Annotated in this window: 17 protein-coding genes; 9 read left to right on the plus strand and 8 right to left on the minus strand. The window is 44.7% G+C overall.

Translation table 11 applies throughout. From position 1 onward, the window contains the following. Positions 1–57 precede the first annotated feature (57 nt). The 5 genes from Q1A70_RS14470 to Q1A70_RS14490 all read right to left on the minus strand — a co-directional run bounded on the left by Q1A70_RS14470 (position 58) and on the right by Q1A70_RS14490 (position 7,020). Positions 58–1,305 (minus strand): hypothetical protein, encoded by a 1,248-nt coding sequence (locus Q1A70_RS14470; RefSeq protein ID WP_299692910.1) that lies wholly within the window; start codon positions 1,303–1,305, stop codon positions 58–60. Beyond that, complete coding sequence (locus tag Q1A70_RS14475; RefSeq protein ID WP_299692907.1) at positions 1,305–3,050, minus strand: hypothetical protein; 1,746 nt, start codon at positions 3,048–3,050, stop codon at positions 1,305–1,307. Before Q1A70_RS14475 ends, Q1A70_RS14470 begins: the two co-directional genes overlap by 1 nt. Next, positions 3,043–4,368: a tyrosine-type recombinase/integrase gene (locus Q1A70_RS14480; protein ID WP_299692904.1), complete on the minus strand. Its 1,326-nt coding sequence runs from the start codon at positions 4,366–4,368 to the stop codon at positions 3,043–3,045. Before Q1A70_RS14480 ends, Q1A70_RS14475 begins: the two co-directional genes overlap by 8 nt. A 97-nt stretch (positions 4,369–4,465) precedes the next feature. Next, positions 4,466–5,824 (minus strand): glutathione-disulfide reductase, encoded by a 1,359-nt coding sequence (gene gorA, locus Q1A70_RS14485; protein WP_299692901.1) that lies wholly within the window; start codon positions 5,822–5,824, stop codon positions 4,466–4,468. Positions 5,825–6,180: 356 nt separating this feature from the next. Then, positions 6,181–7,020, minus strand: coding sequence for a 23S rRNA (adenine(2030)-N(6))-methyltransferase RlmJ (locus tag Q1A70_RS14490; protein WP_299692898.1), 840 nt, complete (start codon positions 7,018–7,020; stop codon positions 6,181–6,183). 279 nt (positions 7,021–7,299) lie between these two features. Between Q1A70_RS14490 and prlC the strand changes: the two genes are divergently transcribed. Next, entirely contained in the window at positions 7,300–9,342 is a 2,043-nt protein-coding gene (gene prlC, locus Q1A70_RS14495) for an oligopeptidase A (RefSeq protein WP_299692895.1), read from the plus strand. Between the two features lie 103 nt (positions 9,343–9,445). On the opposite strand, the gene asnC is transcribed toward prlC, so the two are convergent. After that, the gene (gene asnC, locus Q1A70_RS14500) at positions 9,446–9,910 is read right to left on the minus strand and encodes a transcriptional regulator AsnC (RefSeq protein ID WP_008218581.1); all 465 of its coding nucleotides are present in this window, start codon (positions 9,908–9,910) and stop codon (positions 9,446–9,448) included. Positions 9,911–10,425: 515 nt separating this feature from the next. Between asnC and Q1A70_RS14505 the strand changes: the two genes are divergently transcribed. Both Q1A70_RS14505 and Q1A70_RS14510 read left to right on the plus strand, forming a co-directional pair. Next, complete coding sequence (locus Q1A70_RS14505) at positions 10,426–11,205, plus strand: class I SAM-dependent methyltransferase (RefSeq protein WP_299692890.1); 780 nt, start codon at positions 10,426–10,428, stop codon at positions 11,203–11,205. A gap of 122 nt (positions 11,206–11,327) precedes the next feature. Beyond that, a complete protein-coding gene (locus Q1A70_RS14510) occupies positions 11,328–11,921 on the plus strand; it encodes a hypothetical protein (RefSeq protein WP_299692887.1) in 594 nt (197 codons plus the stop codon). An 81-nt stretch (positions 11,922–12,002) separates the two neighbouring features. Here Q1A70_RS14510 and Q1A70_RS14515 read toward each other — a convergent pair whose 3' ends face one another. Both Q1A70_RS14515 and uspA read right to left on the minus strand, forming a co-directional pair. After that, positions 12,003–12,935 carry a carboxylate/amino acid/amine transporter gene (locus tag Q1A70_RS14515; protein WP_299692883.1) on the minus strand — a complete coding sequence of 311 codons (933 nt, stop codon included), beginning with the start codon at positions 12,933–12,935 and terminating at the stop codon, positions 12,003–12,005. 52 nt (positions 12,936–12,987) lie between these two features. Next, entirely contained in the window at positions 12,988–13,422 is a 435-nt protein-coding gene (uspA, locus tag Q1A70_RS14520) for a universal stress protein UspA (protein WP_299692880.1), read from the minus strand. Between the two features lie 188 nt (positions 13,423–13,610). Here uspA and ftnA point away from each other — a divergent pair, with 188 nt between their 5' ends. The 6 genes from ftnA (at position 13,611) to Q1A70_RS14550 (ending at position 19,790) form a co-directional block, all read left to right on the plus strand. Continuing rightward, positions 13,611–14,138: a non-heme ferritin gene (ftnA, locus tag Q1A70_RS14525; protein WP_299692877.1), complete on the plus strand. Its 528-nt coding sequence runs from the start codon at positions 13,611–13,613 to the stop codon at positions 14,136–14,138. 68 nt (positions 14,139–14,206) lie between these two features. Next, on the plus strand, positions 14,207–14,530 hold the full coding sequence (gene uspB / locus Q1A70_RS14530; RefSeq protein WP_299692874.1) for a universal stress protein UspB: 324 nt from the start codon (positions 14,207–14,209) through the stop codon (positions 14,528–14,530). A 248-nt stretch (positions 14,531–14,778) separates the two neighbouring features. Then, positions 14,779–15,972 carry an NAD(P)/FAD-dependent oxidoreductase gene (locus Q1A70_RS14535; RefSeq protein WP_299692871.1) on the plus strand — a complete coding sequence of 398 codons (1,194 nt, stop codon included), beginning with the start codon at positions 14,779–14,781 and terminating at the stop codon, positions 15,970–15,972. Between the two features lie 605 nt (positions 15,973–16,577). Beyond that, a complete protein-coding gene (locus Q1A70_RS14540) occupies positions 16,578–17,543 on the plus strand; it encodes a LacI family DNA-binding transcriptional regulator (RefSeq protein ID WP_299692868.1) in 966 nt (321 codons plus the stop codon). 100 nt (positions 17,544–17,643) lie between these two features. Then, positions 17,644–19,377: an alpha-glucosidase gene (locus tag Q1A70_RS14545; protein ID WP_299692865.1), complete on the plus strand. Its 1,734-nt coding sequence runs from the start codon at positions 17,644–17,646 to the stop codon at positions 19,375–19,377. 59 nt (positions 19,378–19,436) lie between these two features. Continuing rightward, a complete protein-coding gene (locus Q1A70_RS14550; protein ID WP_299692862.1) occupies positions 19,437–19,790 on the plus strand; it encodes a PTS transporter subunit EIIC in 354 nt (117 codons plus the stop codon).

Below are 19,790 nucleotides of genomic sequence, written 5' to 3' on the forward strand. Positions count from 1 at the left end.
ATACGAGACAAGGTTCACTCATTACCGCCCATGCTGGGTAAATTTTAACAGTGACAACTATCCTGCCAGAGGGGGCTTGGAGCGGTATGCTTTATTTACCCAAATGGAGTCTCTGTATTTTTTATCTGGGTAAGTGATTTCTTTGCGCCATTCTTCAGTTAATGTGGCCATTAACTCTATTGCAGTTTTGGAAGACGAGGCTGTGACCCATGTTTCTCGCTTATGGCCTAACTTAAAAGTGTGAGATTGCAGCATGTGGAAATCACGTCCTTCAAAGCTATCCTTGTAATAACTTTTAGGCGTTAATTTATCGATTTCGGAATTTCGCATACCGCTAAAACCTCCACAAACGATATAGCAAGCATTAGTTAGTTGACCCCAGTAGCGATTAAAGTCCGTTCCATTTTTTAGTCTAATATTTGGTACTTTAGCTGCTAATGGAGCGACAAGGTCTTTTACTTTATGTGGTTGTAATTCTTGAGCTGCGGAAATGTATTTTCGCTTATCAATGCTACCGCTCTCACCCATGAAGGAGTAACGGTTCCCTTGCTTTATTTTTTCTTCAAGATCGCGCACTCCCTCTTCATAGTTATGTTGTAGAGACTTCTCAATATCCAAAATTAATTGTCTATGTGGGTGAGCACCGTTGACCAATTCTATAGCTTTTCCATAAATTGCATCACATAGACGTTCAGGTATAACAAGAGTTTGTTGTGCTTCATTGATACTTATCCGTCTTGCTTCAGTTTTCGATTTTATTGGATTGAGGCCAAGTTGAAGTTTGTGCCATGACTCATCATTTATGGCTGCGTTTATTGCCACAAAAGTAGATTCGATGGTTCCTTGGGCATAGTTACTTTCCTGTAAAAAGTGTTCGAACTTAGACCATGTCACTGATGAAGAAAGACATTTCAATGAACTGTGCTTATTTTCTAGTAAGAATTTATAAACCACATTCATATTACGTAATCTACTTCGCACACTTGAAAATTCTATTGCTTTCCTCTGTTTCGGACTCTTATTAAATAGCCAGCCAAGACTCAATAACTTAAGTTCCCGCTGTAACGTAGGGAAACTGTTAAGTTCCTCAAAATTTAGACTGTTGTTACCTTTCTTTCGAGAGAAAGGTAAGCAATCCCAACTGTTTTGCCCAAAGGTGGCGGTAACTTTACCGTCTTTATCCTTACAGATGACGATGGCATCCAACTCTTTAAATCTTCTCTCATGGTAGAGCGTGACTACATCAACATCCGTGACCTTATGCTGCTGTGGAAAATCGGGTAAGTAGAGTTTAGATGTATCCATTATCCTACCTCGACTGGTGATTTTGGAATTAAGCTTAAAACTGACTCGTTGTCGCTCCATGCGGGGTGCAGGCCATCATCATCAAGTTTGGTTTCAGCCTGTCTCAATATGTGTTGATTTATGTTCGGTAGTATTTTTTGCTCGATGAACTGTACGATGTTATTAAAGTTCTTTTGATAATGGCTGGCATCCAGATGAAGGAATAGTGACTCCTCAATACAAGCTTTGAATGAGAGCAAGCACCAGATATCTGAGACCGACTGTACAATCACTTGGTCAGGACAACCAAAGCACCCCAGTAGGTCTGCACAGGCTAATCGTTCTCCCTCCCTGGCAAGCCCCTGTGTTTGGGCTTTCTTGGTGTATTTTTGAGACTTTTCACCAAATGGGGAAGCGCAGCTGCCGCCATTAGAGGTACGGCTTAAATAGGGAAGGTTAATCTTGTTCTCTTCCTCGATGACCAGCACCTCTATATTGAGGTTTTCCTGAGCTTGCAGGGTGCTGACCCTGCTCTTGACCTGTTCCTCCCGAATTGACAACGTATCTTGCATCATGCCGTTATTTGCCAACTTATTCCCTTTACTGTAGTGAGATTTTCGAGTTCTAGGCGTGTTGTTAAGCATGGTGTCATTTACCATATCGCCTTGGTGATAAGCGGTTAACTGAGAGCCTGTTTCACGAAATCGAGAAATGGTAGGGCGTAAACGCCTTCCTACTTGATCAGTGAATGTGAAGTTTTTTTCGACCCAGTGTTTAAGAAATGCCTGTAGAGATCCGTTTTGTAGTGGTTGTATCTTTTTCGATGCAATTGTCTGAAGAAGAGTTGCTTGATCGCTGGTGCTTATTATTCTTGAAGCTTTAAGCAATTTGTCGAAAAAAGTCATAGCATACTTGGGGATCTCTAATTCATGCTCACCAATTTCAATTTGAATGGTTTTAAAGGCACGACGTTTGAAAGCAGGCATTGTGTACCAGACTTCACCAGTAGATATCGAAGCATTGCTGGGCTGCCTTAGTTGCAATAGGGAGCTTGTGTTGGCATAAGTGTAATAAGCCAACAGGTATGTAGCAGCACACATCATCTTAGATATGCCCCCACAAAGTTGATATTTTTCGCCTAGCCATTCAAAGGTCATAGTTGGTGTAACCTTTGATGCATGAATGTGCTTGTCTGGGTCTTCGATAAACTGCGAACAGGTTTGATTGAAGAGACGTCTTAGGAAAGGAAGTAGTTGATTTAAATCGCTACGTGTATAGCCCTCAAATGGTTCTCGATCGCTATTATCCATGATAACCACGTTATTAAAGTAGTGGTTTGGTAAATCAAGGTATCTGGTGAACAGCGTCACCATGTTCCCTCGTCTAAGCTTATAAGTGCCCCTTTTTAATTCCCCTAGCATGACACGAGTTTGCAAATGTTCCATATAGCCTTCCAATGAATGTTGGCTAAAAGCTGCATGATTTTCTTCATCGCACCATCGAAGATATTGTGATGACTCAAGAAAAATTCCATATATAGAGATATGGCTGGAACCTTCATCTAACTTTTCACTAATTATTTCTTTTAACTTAAGAACAAACTCACCACGGTTAGCGTTCTCGAATTGATGACCTTGCTGTAGCTTGTTAGTTGGAGGAAAATTTTTAAATAATAGGCGGTTCAAGTCAGCTAAAACGTTGTTGTTAATATTTAGTTGAAAGCAAAGATCTGGTTTCCAGCCAGAAAGGTAGGTTGGCTCAGTCATCGTCACCTCCCAGCGCGTTGTGCATGATGGAATCGAGGATGCCAAACTTCACTTTGAACACCTCTTTGCGTTTTAGAAAGCGTAAATACTTCCAAGTCGTAGTTTCATCTTTATGCCCCATCCAGCCCATCAGAAGCTCCATACAGTCAACAATTGGCAATCCAGTTTCTAGCAAGTCACTGAGGCGATAGGTGCAATAGGTGGCGCGTAAATCATGGAAGCGATGGGAAAATGATGACTCTGCCTGTTTTATTTCTGCCCTGAACTCAATCCATCGAGCTTCAATGGATTTCCCCGTAGCAGGGTTGCCTTGTTGGCTAACAAATAGTGGTTCATGACGGTCACAGCGATCCAGTATTTCAATGGTCTTCTGGTTGAAGGGGGGAGCATCGCTGTCTAATTGTTCTATTTTCTCGTTGAGCTTAGTAGTACGCTTCAGGCGGCGTTCTGAAATTCGATACTCATTCAATGCTTGGAGCAAGTCCGATGAAATCTCGACAGTCCGAGTTTTTAGGAACTTGGTTTGTACGCCTGTTGAGCGGGGGCATAGCAGAATCTCAAAGCGATGTTGGCTCTCAGCAAGCGGAGTTACAGTATCTAACGCATCTAATGATAGCGTGGCTACTTCTTCAACTCGCATTCCAGTATCAATTGCAAGCAAGGCTTGTAAGCGTAATTCTTCAGACGTTTGTGGAAGATGTTGAGTTAAAATACCAAGAGCATCACGGCTTAATGGAGATAGTGGCCTGATGTTTTTACTATCTGCATCCCTCGGAACCTTTATGCGTAAATCACTGGTCTCAACAATGAAAGTTGGGGATATGTGGGCAAGCATCCCACTGTTCTGAACAGAGACAAACTCCATTTTGAATGGCGCTTTCTTCTCATTCTTTACGCGTAAGTAACCATCATGCATTAGCCACTTATAGTAATTGACGATTTGGTTCATACGAACACTGGCTGTGCTGTGTGCAAGCTCGCCTTGCTTTATTTGCTTGAGCAGGTGAGAACGGTATAGGTAAGTTGGTTTTAGCCGTTTGACTGGCGGGAATTTATCCCAATTCAACCCTTTATCCTCAAGAAATTGGTAGTAGGCACGCAAAGCCTGCGCACAGGGGGATAGGTCTTTTGCCTTCTTTACGGCTTTGAGATAAAACAGGTAGCTGTTGGCTTCGTGATTGAAAACACCATCTTGCGAAAAGAGGGTTGGCAGCGAACCTATATTTTCATTGGAAGGGAGGCAATGGAATGTACCATTATCCAGTTTTTGTAGCTCAGTCTCTTTGAAAATATCGCTGGAGTGTACAAGGTATGTCATAAATCATCCTGAAAAACATCACTGTCCATCTATCCAGTATGGACAGTGATTAATTATTTTCCAGATTTATTTACGTGTGTAAGATGCTTTTCCTACACTAACCCCTCATGGTCACGAATTCTTCGCTGCCCGTAGGGTGAATCGCCACAACAGAGTCGAAGTCTGCTTTGGTTGCGCCCATCTTCATTGCCACGCCGAAGCCTTGAATCATTTCGTCAACCGTGAAACCGATGCCGTGTAGGCCAACTACAGTCTCTTCTTCGCCAGCACAGACTAGCTTCATCTTACAAGGTTGACGGTGCTTGGTGACTGCTGTGTACATCGCAGTGAAGCCCGAAGTGTAAACCTTGATGTTGTCTTTGCCGTATTTCTCTTCAGCTTCTTGAGTCGTTAGACCGATCGTGCCGATAGGTGGGTGGCTGAATACAACAGTAGGCACTAGGTTGTAGTCCATCTTCGCGTTGGTTTGACCGTTGAATAGACGCTCAGAAAGCTGACGACCTGCTTTAACAGCTACAGGAGTTAGCTCGATACCGCCCTCCATGATGTCACCAACACAGTAGATACCAGGAACGTTAGTCGCTTGGAACTCGTCGACCTTGATGTAGCCACGGTCGTTCGTCTCAACGCCCGTTGATGCTAGGTTGATAGCGTCAGTTGCTGGGTGGCGACCGATAGCCCAGATTAGGTGGTCAACGTTTTGTGTGTTGCCGTTCTCTAGGTGCAGAGTCAGTGTGCCGTCCGCTTCTTTCACAACTTCTTTAGGCACTGAGTGCGTGTGAAGTGTTGGACCTTCTGCTTCCATTACTTCTACTAGCGTTTCGATGATCATTGGATCGAAACTACGTAGTGGAGATTCTTTACGGCAGAACAGGTGTGTTTCTGTGCCAAGCGCGCTTAGAACACCAGCGATCTCAACTGCGATGTAGCCCGCGCCGATAACCGCAACACGCTTAGGTTGCTCCATTAGGTCGAAGAAGCCATTTGAATCGATGCCGTATTCTGCACCTGGGATGTTTGGAATCGTTGGACGACCACCTACTGCGATCAGGATGTGATCTGCAGTGTAGTGTTCACCGTTTACTTCAACAGTCTTCTCGTCAACGAACTTAGCAAAGCCTTTGATTACGTTTACTTTGTTGTTACCAAGAACGCGATCGTAAGATTGGTGGATGCGGCCAATGTACGCTTGACGGTTTTCAACCAGTTTGCTCCAGTTGAAGCCTTTTACGTCAACGTCAAAGCCGTAATCTTCAGAGTATAGGTTGATCGCTTCAGCAACTTGAGCACCGTGCCACATAACTTTTTTAGGCACGCAGCCAACGTTGACACAAGTACCACCAAGGTCTTGAGCCTCGATAAGTGCAACTTTTGCGCCGTACATCGCTGCACGGTTAGCTGATGCGATGCCGCCGCTGCCGCCACCAATACAGATGTAATCAAAATGAGTCGCCATTACTTTCTCCAAGAGCTTATTAATTTTTTTGATAACAATTACATTGGGGTGAGCATCAATGAACTCAACGCTATCACCATCAATTGTTACCTATCCTATGCTGCTATCATAAATCGAGTCTAGCAATTTACTAAATGGGAAAAAGTGACCTTGTTTATGATAAATAGCGATGAGACAGCAACAAAGCGGAAGTTAGATAGGGTTCCACTCTAAGAATTCGTTTATTTACTCCCTTAAGGCGAGGGGCAGTGAGAAAAGAGGACGATGGGGGAGATATTTTTAAAATATAGAAAAAAGCGTAACGATCGGCTCGTTACGCTTTGAAGACTTTGTTATGGATTCAATAACAAAAATGATTATTCAGGAACGATCCATTCGACTTTGAAGTGACCGGTCGCAGGGGCGATGGCTTGCTTCAAGAATGGCAGGATCTCGTTCATTTGGCTTTCTAGCTTCCACGGTGGGTTGATTACTATCATGCCTGAGGCTGTCATGCCGCGCTCGTTGGTGTCTGGTGATACGCCAAGTTCGATTTGTAGAATCTTGTTGATGCCTAAGCCTTCAAGGCCTTCGATCATATCTTCGATATCGCAGCGGTTTACGACCGGGTACCAAATGGCGTAGATGCCGGTTGCCCAGCGCTTGTGGCTTTGAGCGATGGCTGTCACCACATCGCGATACTCTCTTGCCAGCTCGTAAGGCGGGTCGATCAGCACCAAACCACGACGCTCTTTGGGTGGCAGGCTGCCCTTCAAGCGCTGGAAGCCATCTTCTTTGTAGATAGACACCTGACGATCGCGGTGGAACTCTTGCTCAAGCAGTGGGTGATCAGCAGGGTGCAGCTCAGTCAGTACCATACGGTCTTGGTCACGCAGGTGTGCACGTGCAACACGTGGCGAGCCTGGGTAATAACGCAGTTTTTCGCCATTGTTTAGAATGGAAATAGACTCAAGGTAGCTTTGAATGTCTTGTGGGATATCTTTTTTATCCCACACACGAGCAATACCTTGTTTGTATTCGCCAGTCTTTTCAGACCATTCATGCGTTAAGTCGTAGCGACCTACACCAGAGTGAGTGTCATGATAAACAAAAGGCTTATCCTTCTGTTTCAAAGAATTAAGAATAAGGCTCTGTACGATATGCTTGACCACGTCGGCATGGTTGCCCGCGTGGAAGCTGTGGCGATAACTTAACAAATTATACTCTCGTAACACTCACGATATAGAGTGTGGTTAGTGTAGATGGGTATCATCTGTTCATTATAACCCTCAATGGCCCATAAATTCTCGAACATTTGAGGCACTGCCACCAGCTATCTGCAGTTAGTTATTGGTTCTGCTATTGAAATTTGCCCTGCTGGACACTATTTATTAACTATTCGCAGGTGATTTTTTAGGGCAACCCTGAGCCTGATGACTGTAAGACGACCTCATTACCAAGCAGACGAAAGTCTCTAAAGCCAAAGGAATGTTTCTATGTCTAATCCGCTATTAACCTTCACGGACTTACCTCCGTTTTCCCAGATCAAACCTGAGCATGTTAAGCCAGCCGTTGAGCAAGTGATTGAAGCGTGCCGCAACAAGATAGAACAAGTACTTGAAGGTAATACTTCGCCAAGTTGGGATAACCTGGTTGCTCCGATTGAAGAAGTGGATGATCGTTTAAGCCGAATTTGGTCACCCGTCAGCCATATGAACTCGGTCGTAAACAGCGATGAGCTGCGCGACGCGTACGAGAGCTGCCTGCCTATTTTATCGGAATACGGCACTTGGGTTGGTCAACACAAAGGCTTGTTTGAAGCGTATAAAGCGATCAAGGCGAGTGAAGCGTTCGCGACACTGAACCGAGCGCAGCAAAAAACCATTACTGATGCCCTGCGTGACTTTGAGTTGTCAGGCATTGGCTTACCTGCTGACGAACAGCACCGCTACGGTGAGATCAGCAAGCGCCAGTCTGAGCTGGGTTCTCAGTTCTCCAACAACGTGCTGGATGCAACCATGGGCTGGAGCAAACTGGTCACCGACGTGGCTGAACTGGCAGGTATGCCTGAATCGGCACTGGCGGCAGCGCAAGCTGCGGCGGAATCGAAAGAGCAACAAGGCTACCTACTGACTCTGGATATCCCATCATACCTACCTGTGATGACTTACTGTGATAATCAAGAACTGCGTAAAGAGCTGTATGAAGCGTACGTAACGCGCGCTTCTGATCGTGGTCCAAACGCAGGTAAGTGGGATAACACCGAGATCATCACCGAGCAACTTAAGCTGCGTCACGAGATCGCGCGCATGTTGGGCTTTGGCACTTACAGCGAAAAATCACTGTCGACCAAAATGGCAGAAACACCAGACCAAGTGCTTGGTTTCCTCAATGATCTTGCGGTCAAAGCCAAACCGCAAGGTGAGCGCGAGGTGGAAGAGCTGCGTCAGTTTGCAGAGAAAGAGTTCGGTGTTGGTGAGCTAAACCTGTGGGACATCGCTTACTACAGTGAAAAACAGAAACAGAAACTGTTTGAGATCTCTGATGAAGAGCTGCGTCCATACTTCCCTGAGTCGAATGCGGTTTCTGGTTTGTTTGAGGTACTGAACCGCGTGTTTGGTATGTCGGTCACAGAGCGTGAAGGCGTCGATACATGGCATGAGTCAGTGCGTTTCTTTGACATCTTTGATGCGACAGGCACCCTGCGTGGTAGCTTCTATCTCGACCTATACGCCCGTGAGCACAAACGTGGCGGCGCTTGGATGGATGATTGCCGTGGTCGTCGCATCACGGAATCTGGCGAGCTGCAAACGCCGGTTGCTTACCTAACGTGTAACTTCAACAAGCCCGTTGGTGATAAGCCTGCGCTATTTACTCATGATGAAGTGGTGACCTTGTTCCATGAATTTGGCCACGGCATCCACCACATGCTAACGCAAGTAGAAGCGGGCGCGGTTGCGGGTATCAACGGTGTGCCTTGGGATGCGGTTGAATTGCCAAGTCAGTTCTTAGAGAACTGGTGCTGGGAAGAAGAAGCGCTGTCGTTTATCTCGGGTCACTTCGAAACCGGTGAAGCACTACCAAAAGAGATGCTAGAGAAGATGCTCGCGGCGAAGAACTTCCAGTCGGCGATGTTTATCCTGCGTCAGTTGGAGTTTGGTCTGTTCGATTTCACGCTGCACACCGAATATGACCCAGAAGTGGGTGCTCGTGTACTAGAAACGCTAGCCGACGTAAAATCTAAGGTGTCGGTACTGCCAAGCCTAGATTGGAACCGTTTCTCTCACAGCTTTGGTCACATCTTTGCGGGTGGCTACAGCGCAGGCTACTACAGCTACTTGTGGGCAGAAGTGCTTTCAGCAGATGCGTTCTCAGCATTTGAAGAAGAGGGCATCTTCAACGCTGAAACCGGTCATCGCTTCCTGAGCAATATTCTTGAGATGGGCGGCAGTGAAGAGCCGATGGAGCTGTTCAAACGTTTCCGTGGTCGAGAACCACAAATTGATGCGATGTTGCGTCACGCGGGAATTAACGCTTAGTTGTTGTAAGTAATTGTTTTATTAAAATGTAATTACCAAGGGAGCCTCTAGTTAGAGGCTCTTTTTTTGTCTGCACTTGATGCCAAACAAGACGACATGAATGTTATGGATTCACATTGCGATTGATGGGGTTTTGCAACGAGATCAGGGTTTCCGTTGATTGCACCTCATCGATCGCTTGCAGCTTATCGATCAACACAAATTGCAGCTCTTCGATCGACTTACACATCAGCTTTACAAAGATATTGTAAGCACCAGTGGTGTAGTAGGCTTCAACCACTTCATCTAATGCATTCAGCTTAGCGATCGCCGAGTGGTAGTCTTTGGCAGCGTTGAGGTTAATACCAATAAAGCAACACACGTCGTAACCTAGCTTTTTGGTGTTTACCACAACTTCTGTTCGCTCAATAATGTCTGCCGATCTCATCTTTTCGATGCGCACGTGAATGGTTGCGGGGCTGACATCGAACTGCTTAGCCATCTCGGCATAAGGAGTGCGCGCATCTTCCATCAAGGTTTTGAGAATGGCACGGTCTAGGTCATCCAGACGAGCGGTGGTTGTGGACATGGATAATCCTTAGATTGAATGAAACAGGTGGGCTAGAGTACACATCATAGCCAAGGGTGATAATATTAGCAGCAACAATAGGCTTAGGGTGAACTCAGTGCGAATTTGGTTATTTTTTATTGCGATGTGTTGGAGTATTTTGGGTTCCGCGCAGAGCAAAGATGTGTTGATTGTTCACTCTTACCATCAAGGTTTTTTTTGGACGGACGATTTCCATAAGGGGTTGGCGTCAGAGTTGGACCGTGATGGGCTCTCCTTAGAGTGTTCTATATTGATGAACATGCGATGATCCTGCGTCTTGCTTTGAGCATGGTTTGTTGTGCACGGTTCATAATGCATAGTTAGTAATATGTATAATTGGTAATACACGGCTTACAGTATCAATGGTTCGCAGTACCAATAGCTTGAGCTTAGTCGTGTGAATATGTTTTGCAGCGCTAATATGTATTATGGGGGCAATCAGGTAAACTGGTTGCCTCTTTTGTTTTGAACACCACTGTCTGTTGGAGACGACCTTGCAACTACAACTGATTTGCGAAGATGCTACCCAAATCGATCATTTAAATGACTTAGCGACCCGTTGGAATTTATCTCATGATGAAAGCAGCGAATTTGCCTTGGTACTGACTGGCGAGCGACTTGAATTACGTAAAGTCGATGAGCCAAAGCTTGGCGCTATCTTTGTTGATTTAGTGGGAGGTGCGGTTGGTCACAGACGTAAGTTCGGTGGCGGTAAAGGTCAGGCGATTGCAAAGGCGGCGGGGCTTAATAAAGGGGCAACACCAACCATTCTTGATGGGACTGCTGGCTTAGGGCGAGACGCGTTTGTGTTGGCTTCTCTAGGGTGTAAGGTGCAAATGGTTGAGCGTCACCCTGTGGTCGCTGCACTGCTTGATGATGGCTTACAGCGAGCCCAGCAAGACCCTGATATCGGTGGTTGGGTCACTGAGCGTATGACGTTGATTCATGCTTCGAGCCATGATGCGTTAGATAAGCTGTGCAATGACCCTAACTTCGAGCAGCCGGATGTAGTGTACCTTGATCCAATGTACCCACACCCTGAGAACAAAAAGAAATCGGCGTTGGTCAAAAAAGAGATGCGCGTATTCCAATCTTTGGTCGGTGCTGATCTCGATGCTGATGGCTTATTCAAACCCGCGATGAAGCTGGCGTCAAAACGCGTGGTGGTCAAAAGACCCGATTACGCAGCGTGGTTGGACGAGCAGAAGCCGAGTATGGCGATTGAAACCAAAAAGAACCGTTTCGATGTCTATGTGAAAGCATCAATGACTTAGATACAACGCTAAGAAAACCTCCCGTCATAAATTCGATAAATCACCATTTAACACTTGCGATAGTCGCGTTACGGATGTATATCTAACTAAGAATCATTACTGTTCTTAGCTGGAGTTGTCGCATGGCTAAACGCTTTTGCAAGTTAAACCGTCGAGATATCACTGAACACCTAGGTGAGATCCATAGCTTGGTAACTGAGCCCAAGTTTGTGTGTCGCTCTTGTGCGCGTTCATCGGCGGACGAAGCGAATCTATGCAAACCGGCCGCTATTCCTCCGCTGGGTTGTCAAAATAAGCCTGTCGCAGAGAAAGCCGCGTGTGGCCTGCTGGCGCAAACTTTGCCTCAACCAGAGGTGACGCTGGCTGATGTCGCAGAGACTTCGGACGCCGCCGTACAAGTGTTTGACCCTAGTATTGCAAGTCTCACGAGCAAAGCCTCATCAAACAGGGAAGCATTAAATAAGTTGTCATCAAATAAAGCCAAAGTGAAAAAGTTATCGTTGAAAAAGGATGAGAAAAAACAGCTTAAGCGGGCAAAAAAAGCGACTAAGAAACAACAGAAGTACAACAAAAAGCTCGCGAAGATGGTTAAGAAGCAGCAAAAGCTGTTTAAGAAAAGCCAGAAGATGGAAGGTAAACTTGAGCGTATCAACCTACAACTTGATAATTCAGCCTTTGTCGATAGTTCATCGATGGTGGTGAATCATATTCACTGACGTTGAATCACGCATGCATTTAAAAAGAGCGACCTTAGGTCGCTCTTTTGCTTTTTTGGGAACTGAAGTTTGCCCATCCGCTCATATTTTACATGTGTGTCGCTTGGGTTTTACCTGTGTGTCGCTTGGGTTGTAGGTGGTGTGTAAAGCGGATCTCGCGACACGCTTCTTTACCCAAGTCTCATTGACCCACAAAGACAGCAAGATCACGCTGCCGCCAATCGACAATCGAACTAAGTCGACATCTCGATTCCAGATCAAGATGTTCACCACCAGACCAGCAGGAACCAAAGCGTTGTTCATCACCGCCAGTGCACCCGCATTCACCATGCACGCCCCTTTATTCCAAATAAAGTAGCCTAGCCCTGACGCGATCACGCCGAGGTAGATCAGGATCCCCCATTGAAGAGAGGTCGTCGGCAGTTTTTCAGGGTTGCCCAGTAACAGGAAAGCCACCGCTGCCACGCAGAAAGCGCCGAGGTAAAAATAGCCAAATACCGTGTGTTGAGGCAGTTCTTGCTGCTCGTTTTCCATCATCACTTTGTAGCTCACCTGACCGATAGCGAAGCACAGATTAGCGCCTTGCACGACAAGGAAGCCGATTAAAAAGTTGTCATTGATGCCCGCAAATTTAATCAGCACCGCACCCAATACCGCAATCGCGGCAGTGACCAGATACCAAGGCGAGAATTGCCCTTTAAGGAAATCGTAAATCAAGGTGACATAGATGGGGGTGAGTACAGTAAAGAGTAGAACTTCAGGCACCGACAGCAGCAAGAAAGACTGATAGTAAAAGCAGTACATCAACCCAAGTTGAATGCCGCCAATCGCCATCAATTTAGCGATCAGCTTGCGCGAGACACCGCGAAACTTAAGGAAGGGAAGAAAGACGATGCCAGCAAGGGCAATACGCATTAAAACAGAGAACCAAGAATCAACCTGACCAGCAAGGTAGACGCCGATCAGGCTAAAGGAGAAGGCCCATAAAAGGGTAATGCCCGCTAAATAGCTCATAGTAAAATATCGTTAATAAAATATGAGTCGTATGTTACCTAACCTTAATTCATTAGTCTTCTGAATCTCTCAGAGGCACGACCAGCATATCAACCGGTGAGGCGTTGATCAGTTGGCGTGTCGAAGAGAGCAGCTTGCTCCAAAAATCCTGATGGTGACCGCAGACCACTAGATCAACATTGAACTCGTTGATGGTGTCACATAACTCATGACTCAAATCACCACTGCCGACTAAGGTGTGGGTGATCGGGTATTGGGCATGTTCTGCAAAATTTTGCAGCTGAATGCGCGAGGCTTCCATCGCGTTGTGTTGAGTCTCTGCCATGTTGATGTCAATTAGGCCGGTATAAAGCTCTGCGTAGTTAATATCGATATGGATAAAAGAGACCTTTGCATCCAATGGCTTCGCCAGTGCGACCGCCTTATTGACAATTAATTTGCTGTCATCTGATAAATCGACGGCGACCAAAATATGTTTGTAACTCATATCGCTAGCTCCTTATTCATTGTCTGGTTAAAGATTAGCACTATGTGGCGCCTTTTTTTGCTGAGGTGATCCCATATCCATTGTCTTGCGTAACGATCGTCCTAACTATGCGCTCACTAATGGTCGGCGAGATATTAATAAAATAGTGATATAGTAGAGATAATTAGGGATGTAATTAGGAGTCTTAAATGCTGTCTAAAACTATGGTTGAGCAACTGAACGAGCAAATTAATCTAGAATTTTTCTCATCCAATCTATACTTACAAATGAGTGCTTGGTGTGAAGATAAAGGATTCGAAGGTGCCGCAGAGTTTCTGCGAGTTCATGCCGTAGAAGAAATGGAACATATGCAGCGTCTGTTCACTTATGTAAGTGAGACAGGAGCCATGCCAATTCTAGGTGCGATTGAAGCGCCAAAACATGAATTCGAAAGCCTGGGTGCCGTATTCCGTGAAACCTATGAACATGAGCAGATGATTACTGAAAAAATCAACAAACTGGCTCACGTTGCTTTCAGCACCCAAGATTACTCAACCTTCAACTTCCTGCAATGGTACGTTGCCGAGCAGCACGAAGAAGAGAAGTTGTTTAAAGGTGTATTGGATAAGCTAGAGCTGGTTGGTGAAGATGGTAAGGCACTGTTCTTCATTGATAAAGACCTAGCGCAATTGGCAAAAGATGGTTCATCTTCAATCATGGATGCTCCTGCAGTCTAGGCTGTAAGAAAAAGACACTGATTATCTTTTTCTTTTGAGTTTTCTTATGAAGATGTAGGGAGGAAAGGATGATCAGCGGCGACACTATTCTATTTGCACTAATGGTTGTGACTTGCGTGAACTGGGCGCGTTATTTTACGGCGCTAAGAACACTTATTTATATAATGCGAGAAGCACACCCACTGCTTTATCAACAAGTCGATGGCAGAGGGTTTTTCACAACCCATGGCAATGTGACCAAACAGGTTCGTTTGTTCAGTTACATTAAAAGCAAAGAGTATCACCATCACCACGATGAAGTATTCACCGCTAAGTGTGATCGTGTAAGACAGTTATTCATACTGTCTGTGGCTCTGCTGGGTTTTACCCTGCTGTCTTCTTTCATCGTCTAAGGTATTAGCGCGTGTAAAGTAGAACTTAGGTTTGGCTGTAAAGCTTAGGTTGTTGGTTCGCTAAGCAAGTAGTGGTTTTGTTGCTGCCTGCAAATTGTACAGTTGAACATCAATTGCAAAGTTTAAAATTGCCGTTAAAATAGCGAGCAATTAGTAAGGATGTGCTGTTTATGCACATCCTTTTTTATTGACGGCATTTTGAGAACAGGGCGTACTCGGGATGCCAAAGTGAAGAAAGCAGAACCCCAATGAGTGAGAAATTTGATGTAATCGTAATTGGCGCGGGTGCCGCAGGCTTAATGTGTGCAGCAGAAGCGGGCAAACGCGGCCGACGAGTGCTAGTGGTCGATCATGCAAAGAAACCCGGCAGAAAAATTTTAATCTCAGGTGGCGGTCGTTGTAACTTCACTAACTATGACGTCTCTGCAAACAACTTCCTGTGTAATAACCCTCACTTCGTGAAGTCGGCTTTATCGCAATACACCAACTGGGATTTTATCTCGATGGTGAGCAAGTACGGTATTGAGTTTGAAGAGCGCGATCACAGCCAACTCTTCTGTGTTAATGACCACACAGCCAAAGACATTGTCAGCATGTTACTTGAAGAGTGTCAGCAAGCGAAAGTTGAGCAGCGCTACCGCTGTGATGTGCACTCGATTGAGAAAACAGACGCTGGCTTCAAGATGCACCTCAACACGGATGAGGTTGAGTGTGACTCGCTGGTTGTGGCGACGGGCGGTTTATCGATGCCGAAATTGGGTGCGACGCCGTTTGGCTATAAAATTGCTGAGCAATTTGGTTTGTCTATCGTGCCAACAACGGCAGGGTTAGTGCCATTCACTCTGCACAAAGAAGACAAAGAAGACTTCGCTGAGCTTTCTGGTATCGCCATTCCTGCCGAGATCACCGCGCAAGACGGCACCTTATTTAAAGAAGCACTGCTGTTTACTCACCGTGGCTTATCTGGCCCAGCGGTACTGCAAATTTCTTCGTTCTGGAAAGCGGGTCAATCAGTCTCGATTAATCTCGTGCCTGAAGTGGATGTGGCTGAGCTATTGGCAAACTCTCGCGAGAAGCACCCAAACCAGAGCCTAAAAAACACCTTGGCTAAAGCACTGCCAAAACGTTTTGTTGAGGTGCTGATTGACCGTAAAGAGTTGCAAGACAAGCCACTTAAGCAGTTCAATGAAAAGCAGCTTAACGGTATTGTTGAGCACTTAGAGAACTGGGCCATTGCACCCAATGGTACCGAAGGCTACCGAACGGCCGAAGTAACCCTAGGAGGCGTGGACACCAACCACCTATCTTCAAAAACCATGGAATGTAAGAGCGTCTCTGGCCTCTACTTTATTGGTGAAGTGATGGACGTAACTGGCTGGTTGGGAGGCTACAATTTCCAATGGTGCTGGAGTTCTGGCTTTGTCGCTGGCCAGTGGGTGTAAGTGTGTAGAGACAATAAAGATTGCCCGTAGCAGAGAATGTTTGCCCATAAGAGCAAATTCAGACAATAGAGTTTGCTCACAATGCATAACTTGTTGTTTTTATGGAGTTAATTTCAGCCCGATAAAGACATTACTATGCAGAGCTCCCTTAGAAAGCCCCTTCTTACGGGCTAACTATATTATCTTTCGCCAATTTCTAACGAGCGTACTTTATTGTTCATTCACAAAGGTGTTCTTGAACAATAATTATCAATAGTATGTTACATGTAATCATGATCCGCACCATCAGTTTTGGACACTGCGTTAAGTGAGTACAATCACTAACGAGGTGAACAATGACAACCAAGAAAACACGAATCAAACATGCTCCCGAATTTAAAGCCGAAGCACTTAAGTTGGCTGAGAACTCGCAGAAAATGGGAATAAGCACGATATAAAAAACATTGCTGCGAGCATGAAGCGCTGCTATCAAGATTAAGGGATCCATTGCACTTATTCCCGCTAGGAGAAGGGGCTGCCTTCTATTAAGGCGAATGTTTTTTACTGTGTTGTCCGCCAATATATTGGATAATATGGCAATAATGCATTATTGAAGGAAAAATGTGATGAGTAAAAAAATGACCATGGCAGAGATCTCAAGACAGCTTGGGATTTCAACAATGACTGTGTCACGTTACTTTAATGACGGCTATGTCTCGGCTGAAAATCGCCTTAAAATTGATGCTATCGTCAAAGAAAGTCATTACACACCTAATATATTTGCTCGTTCTATTCGTAGCCAATCTAATATTATTGGTTTCGTCGCTCCTCGTATTGAGTCACATACAACGAGTTTGGTTATTAAAGGGGCGCTGGCTGCAGCCAATGAATCACAAGTACGAATGCTTTTTCATGCCTCAGGGTTCAATCATGAGTCAGAATGCCAAGCTGTGAGAGAGTTTAATGGTTTAAATGCATTGGGCACTATTATTATTGCTTCAAAACACAGTGTCGAAGAGGCGTATTATCAAACCTTAGACAATGTGTTGTTTATTGGAAAAAACACACCGCACCATTGCTGCTTATATTACCCAGATCAAGCTGCTATTGAAGGACTGGTATCACAAACTATAGCTCAGTTAAAACGGCAGCAGGCACCGCTTGCAGCCGTACATTATATTTATGATGAGCGCATGCTTTCAAGCCGCACGAAATTGATGCAGAAAACCATCACCGAAACCGTACCTGAGTTGCATTTTTCGTTGCAAGCACTGGCCAATTCCGAGGAAAAAAACGGCTACCAAGCAATTCAATTGCAGCCCAATAATGTCTATTTTTGTGCCACCGATAATATTGCCATTCGTTTATATCGTCGCGCCAAAGAACAGCAATTAAAAATTGGTCATAACTTATGGATTGTAGGCATGGGAGACTATGACTACAGCGATTTATTAATCCCCAGTCTTACTACTGTCGCTTTTAATTATTATCAAGTGGGCTATCAAGCTGTTAAAAAATTGATAAAGCGCGACTTCAGTTCAGTTGAAGGCTCATTCGAATTAAAAATGAGAGAAAGCTCACGGTTCCTTTGAGGCTATGGGGGGGGATCTCACAGTTTCTTTAAAATTGTATTGAGTCTACATAAATTCCATTTAACCTCATGTGTTAACGATAACACACACAGTAAAATAGATGACATACGCCAATAATATGCTCGAAAAACCACTCGCGTGGTGGAAGAAAGCGACCGCCTACCAAATTTATCCCCGTAGTTTTTACGATACGAACCAGGATGGTATTGGTGATATTAAGGGAATCATTGCCAAGCTCGATTATCTTGCTGATTTGGGCATTGATTTAATATGGATTTGTCCATTTTATGCATCACCGAATGATGATAACGGTTACGATATTAGTGACTATCAAGCCATTCACCCAGATTTTGGAACCCTTGAGGATGTGGATAAATTAATCACTGCTGCTCATGAACGTGGCATTCGCATTATTATGGATTTAGTGATCAACCACACCAGCGATGAGCATCCATGGTTCATCGAATCTCGAGATAACAAAGATAGCCCTAAGCGTGATTGGTATATTTGGCGTGATGGTTGTGAGCCTACAGCTGAAAAACCGACTTGCGAACCAAATAACTGGGAAAGTATTTTTCATGGTAGCGCATGGGAATATGACAACAAAACAGCACAGTATTATTTGCACCTGTTCTCTAAAAAACAGCCTGATCTTAATTGGGAAAACCCGGAAGTTAAGCAAGCACTATTTAAAATGATTCATTGGTGGTTGGAACGTGGTATTGATGGTTTCCGTGTGGATGCGATTAGCCATATTCAGAAGCAAGCTGGTTTACCTTCTTTACCCAACCCAAAGGGTGAAGATTATGTTTCTTCATTTGATTATCACATGAATGTGAAAGGTATTGAGAAGCATCTGTATGAGTTAAAAGAGCAGGCGTTTGCCCCCTTTGATATTGTGACCGTAGGTGAGGCAAATGGAGTAACTGCTGACAATGCATTACCTTGGGTGGCCGAAGCTACCGAGCATGATAAAGGTGGTGTTTTTAACATGATTTTTCAGTTTGAACACATGAAGCTATGGTCGGAAGAGCAAAGCAATGAGCATTTTGATCTCGTGGAGTTCAAACGCATTTTATCGCGTTGGCAAGATGCATTAGAAGGCAAAGGCTGGAATGCGCTTTATTTAGAAAACCACGATCAAGCTCGTAGTATTGATACCTTTGCTGACCCTGATTATTGGTATGGCAGTGCTACCGCGTTAGCAACTTGTTATTTTTTGATGAAAGGCACTCCGTTTATTTATCAGGGCCAAGAGATCGGCATGGTAAATCATCAGTTTACTTCTCTTGACGAATTTAATGATGTGTCTGCTAGAAATTTAATTCAAAAGCTATCTCAACAAGGTCAAAGCGATGCAGATATCTTAGCGTTGTTGAATCAAGTATCACGTGACCATAGTCGCTTGCCAATGCAATGGAGTGACCAGGATTTTGCCGGTTTTTCTGAGGTGCAACCTTGGTTTTCAGCTAATCAACAATACGCAGATATCAATGTCGAGCAACAACAGAACGATCTAAATTCGATTTTGAATTTTTATAAGCAGTTGATTGCTCTGCGTAAATCAAATGAAAGCTTAGTGGTTGGACGCTATCAATTACTGCTACCTAACGATCCTAATATCTATGCTTATCATCGTATTACTCAAGATATGACATGGACCATTATTACCAATTTAAGTCCACAAGAGAACGTCGTTGATATCGACTGCGCGCAATTAGGCGAGTTAGTACTTGATAATCAGAATATCAACAATGAACACGTTCGTTCGGATTTTATAGCGACGCAAATTGCCCCAGCTTATGCAGCGTATATATTTGTAAAAAAACACTAGATTATATTTATCGCAGGAACTTGATAAGGCTACCCTGCATTTAAAACAAGGAATCATTTATGAGTAAGTTACTGTCGTTTGATTTTTGGCAACGGTTTGGGAAATCCCTTATCGTTGTTATCGCGGTGATGCCTGCCGCGGGTATCATGATATCACTAGGTAAAGTTGTCGCAATGTATGCGGGGGGCGTTGGAGCCATTGAAACATTAGGCTCCATTATGGAAAACATCGGTTGGGGGATCATCGTTAACCTTCACCTTTTGTTTGCTGTCGCTATTGGTGGCTCGTGGGCAAAAGAGCGTGCGGGTGGTGCATTTGCCGCGCTTATCGCCTTCATACTAGGGCGTGTTGATCTTTCGTGGTTAAATTTTGTTCGAGATAAAAGCGTTTTAATCGCGGCGAGGGGGAAGTAG

Origin of the sequence: uncultured Vibrio sp., from assembly GCF_947488985.1 — a bacterium.
GTDB lineage: Bacteria > Pseudomonadota > Gammaproteobacteria > Enterobacterales > Vibrionaceae > Vibrio.

Coding starts and splice junctions, on each gene's coding strand:
- Q1A70_RS14550 (WP_299692862.1), top strand. CDS start 19,437: ATGAGTAAGTTACTGTCGTTTGATTTTTGGCAACGGTTTGGGAAATCC.
- Q1A70_RS14535 (WP_299692871.1), top strand. CDS start 14,779: ATGAGTGAGAAATTTGATGTAATCGTAATTGGCGCGGGTGCCGCAGGC.
- Q1A70_RS14515 (WP_299692883.1), bottom strand. CDS start 12,935: ATGAGCTATTTAGCGGGCATTACCCTTTTATGGGCCTTCTCCTTTAGC.
- Q1A70_RS14545 (WP_299692865.1), top strand. CDS start 17,644: ATGACATACGCCAATAATATGCTCGAAAAACCACTCGCGTGGTGGAAG.
- Q1A70_RS14510 (WP_299692887.1), top strand. CDS start 11,328: ATGGCTAAACGCTTTTGCAAGTTAAACCGTCGAGATATCACTGAACAC.
- prlC (WP_299692895.1), top strand. CDS start 7,300: ATGTCTAATCCGCTATTAACCTTCACGGACTTACCTCCGTTTTCCCAG.
- ftnA (WP_299692877.1), top strand. CDS start 13,611: ATGCTGTCTAAAACTATGGTTGAGCAACTGAACGAGCAAATTAATCTA.
- Q1A70_RS14540 (WP_299692868.1), top strand. CDS start 16,578: ATGAGTAAAAAAATGACCATGGCAGAGATCTCAAGACAGCTTGGGATT.
- uspB (WP_299692874.1), top strand. CDS start 14,207: ATGATCAGCGGCGACACTATTCTATTTGCACTAATGGTTGTGACTTGC.
- gorA (WP_299692901.1), bottom strand. CDS start 5,824: ATGGCGACTCATTTTGATTACATCTGTATTGGTGGCGGCAGCGGCGGC.
- asnC (WP_008218581.1), bottom strand. CDS start 9,910: ATGTCCACAACCACCGCTCGTCTGGATGACCTAGACCGTGCCATTCTC.
- uspA (WP_299692880.1), bottom strand. CDS start 13,422: ATGAGTTACAAACATATTTTGGTCGCCGTCGATTTATCAGATGACAGC.
- Q1A70_RS14480 (WP_299692904.1), bottom strand. CDS start 4,368: ATGACATACCTTGTACACTCCAGCGATATTTTCAAAGAGACTGAGCTA.
- Q1A70_RS14470 (WP_299692910.1), bottom strand. CDS start 1,305: ATGGATACATCTAAACTCTACTTACCCGATTTTCCACAGCAGCATAAG.
- Q1A70_RS14475 (WP_299692907.1), bottom strand. CDS start 3,050: ATGACTGAGCCAACCTACCTTTCTGGCTGGAAACCAGATCTTTGCTTT.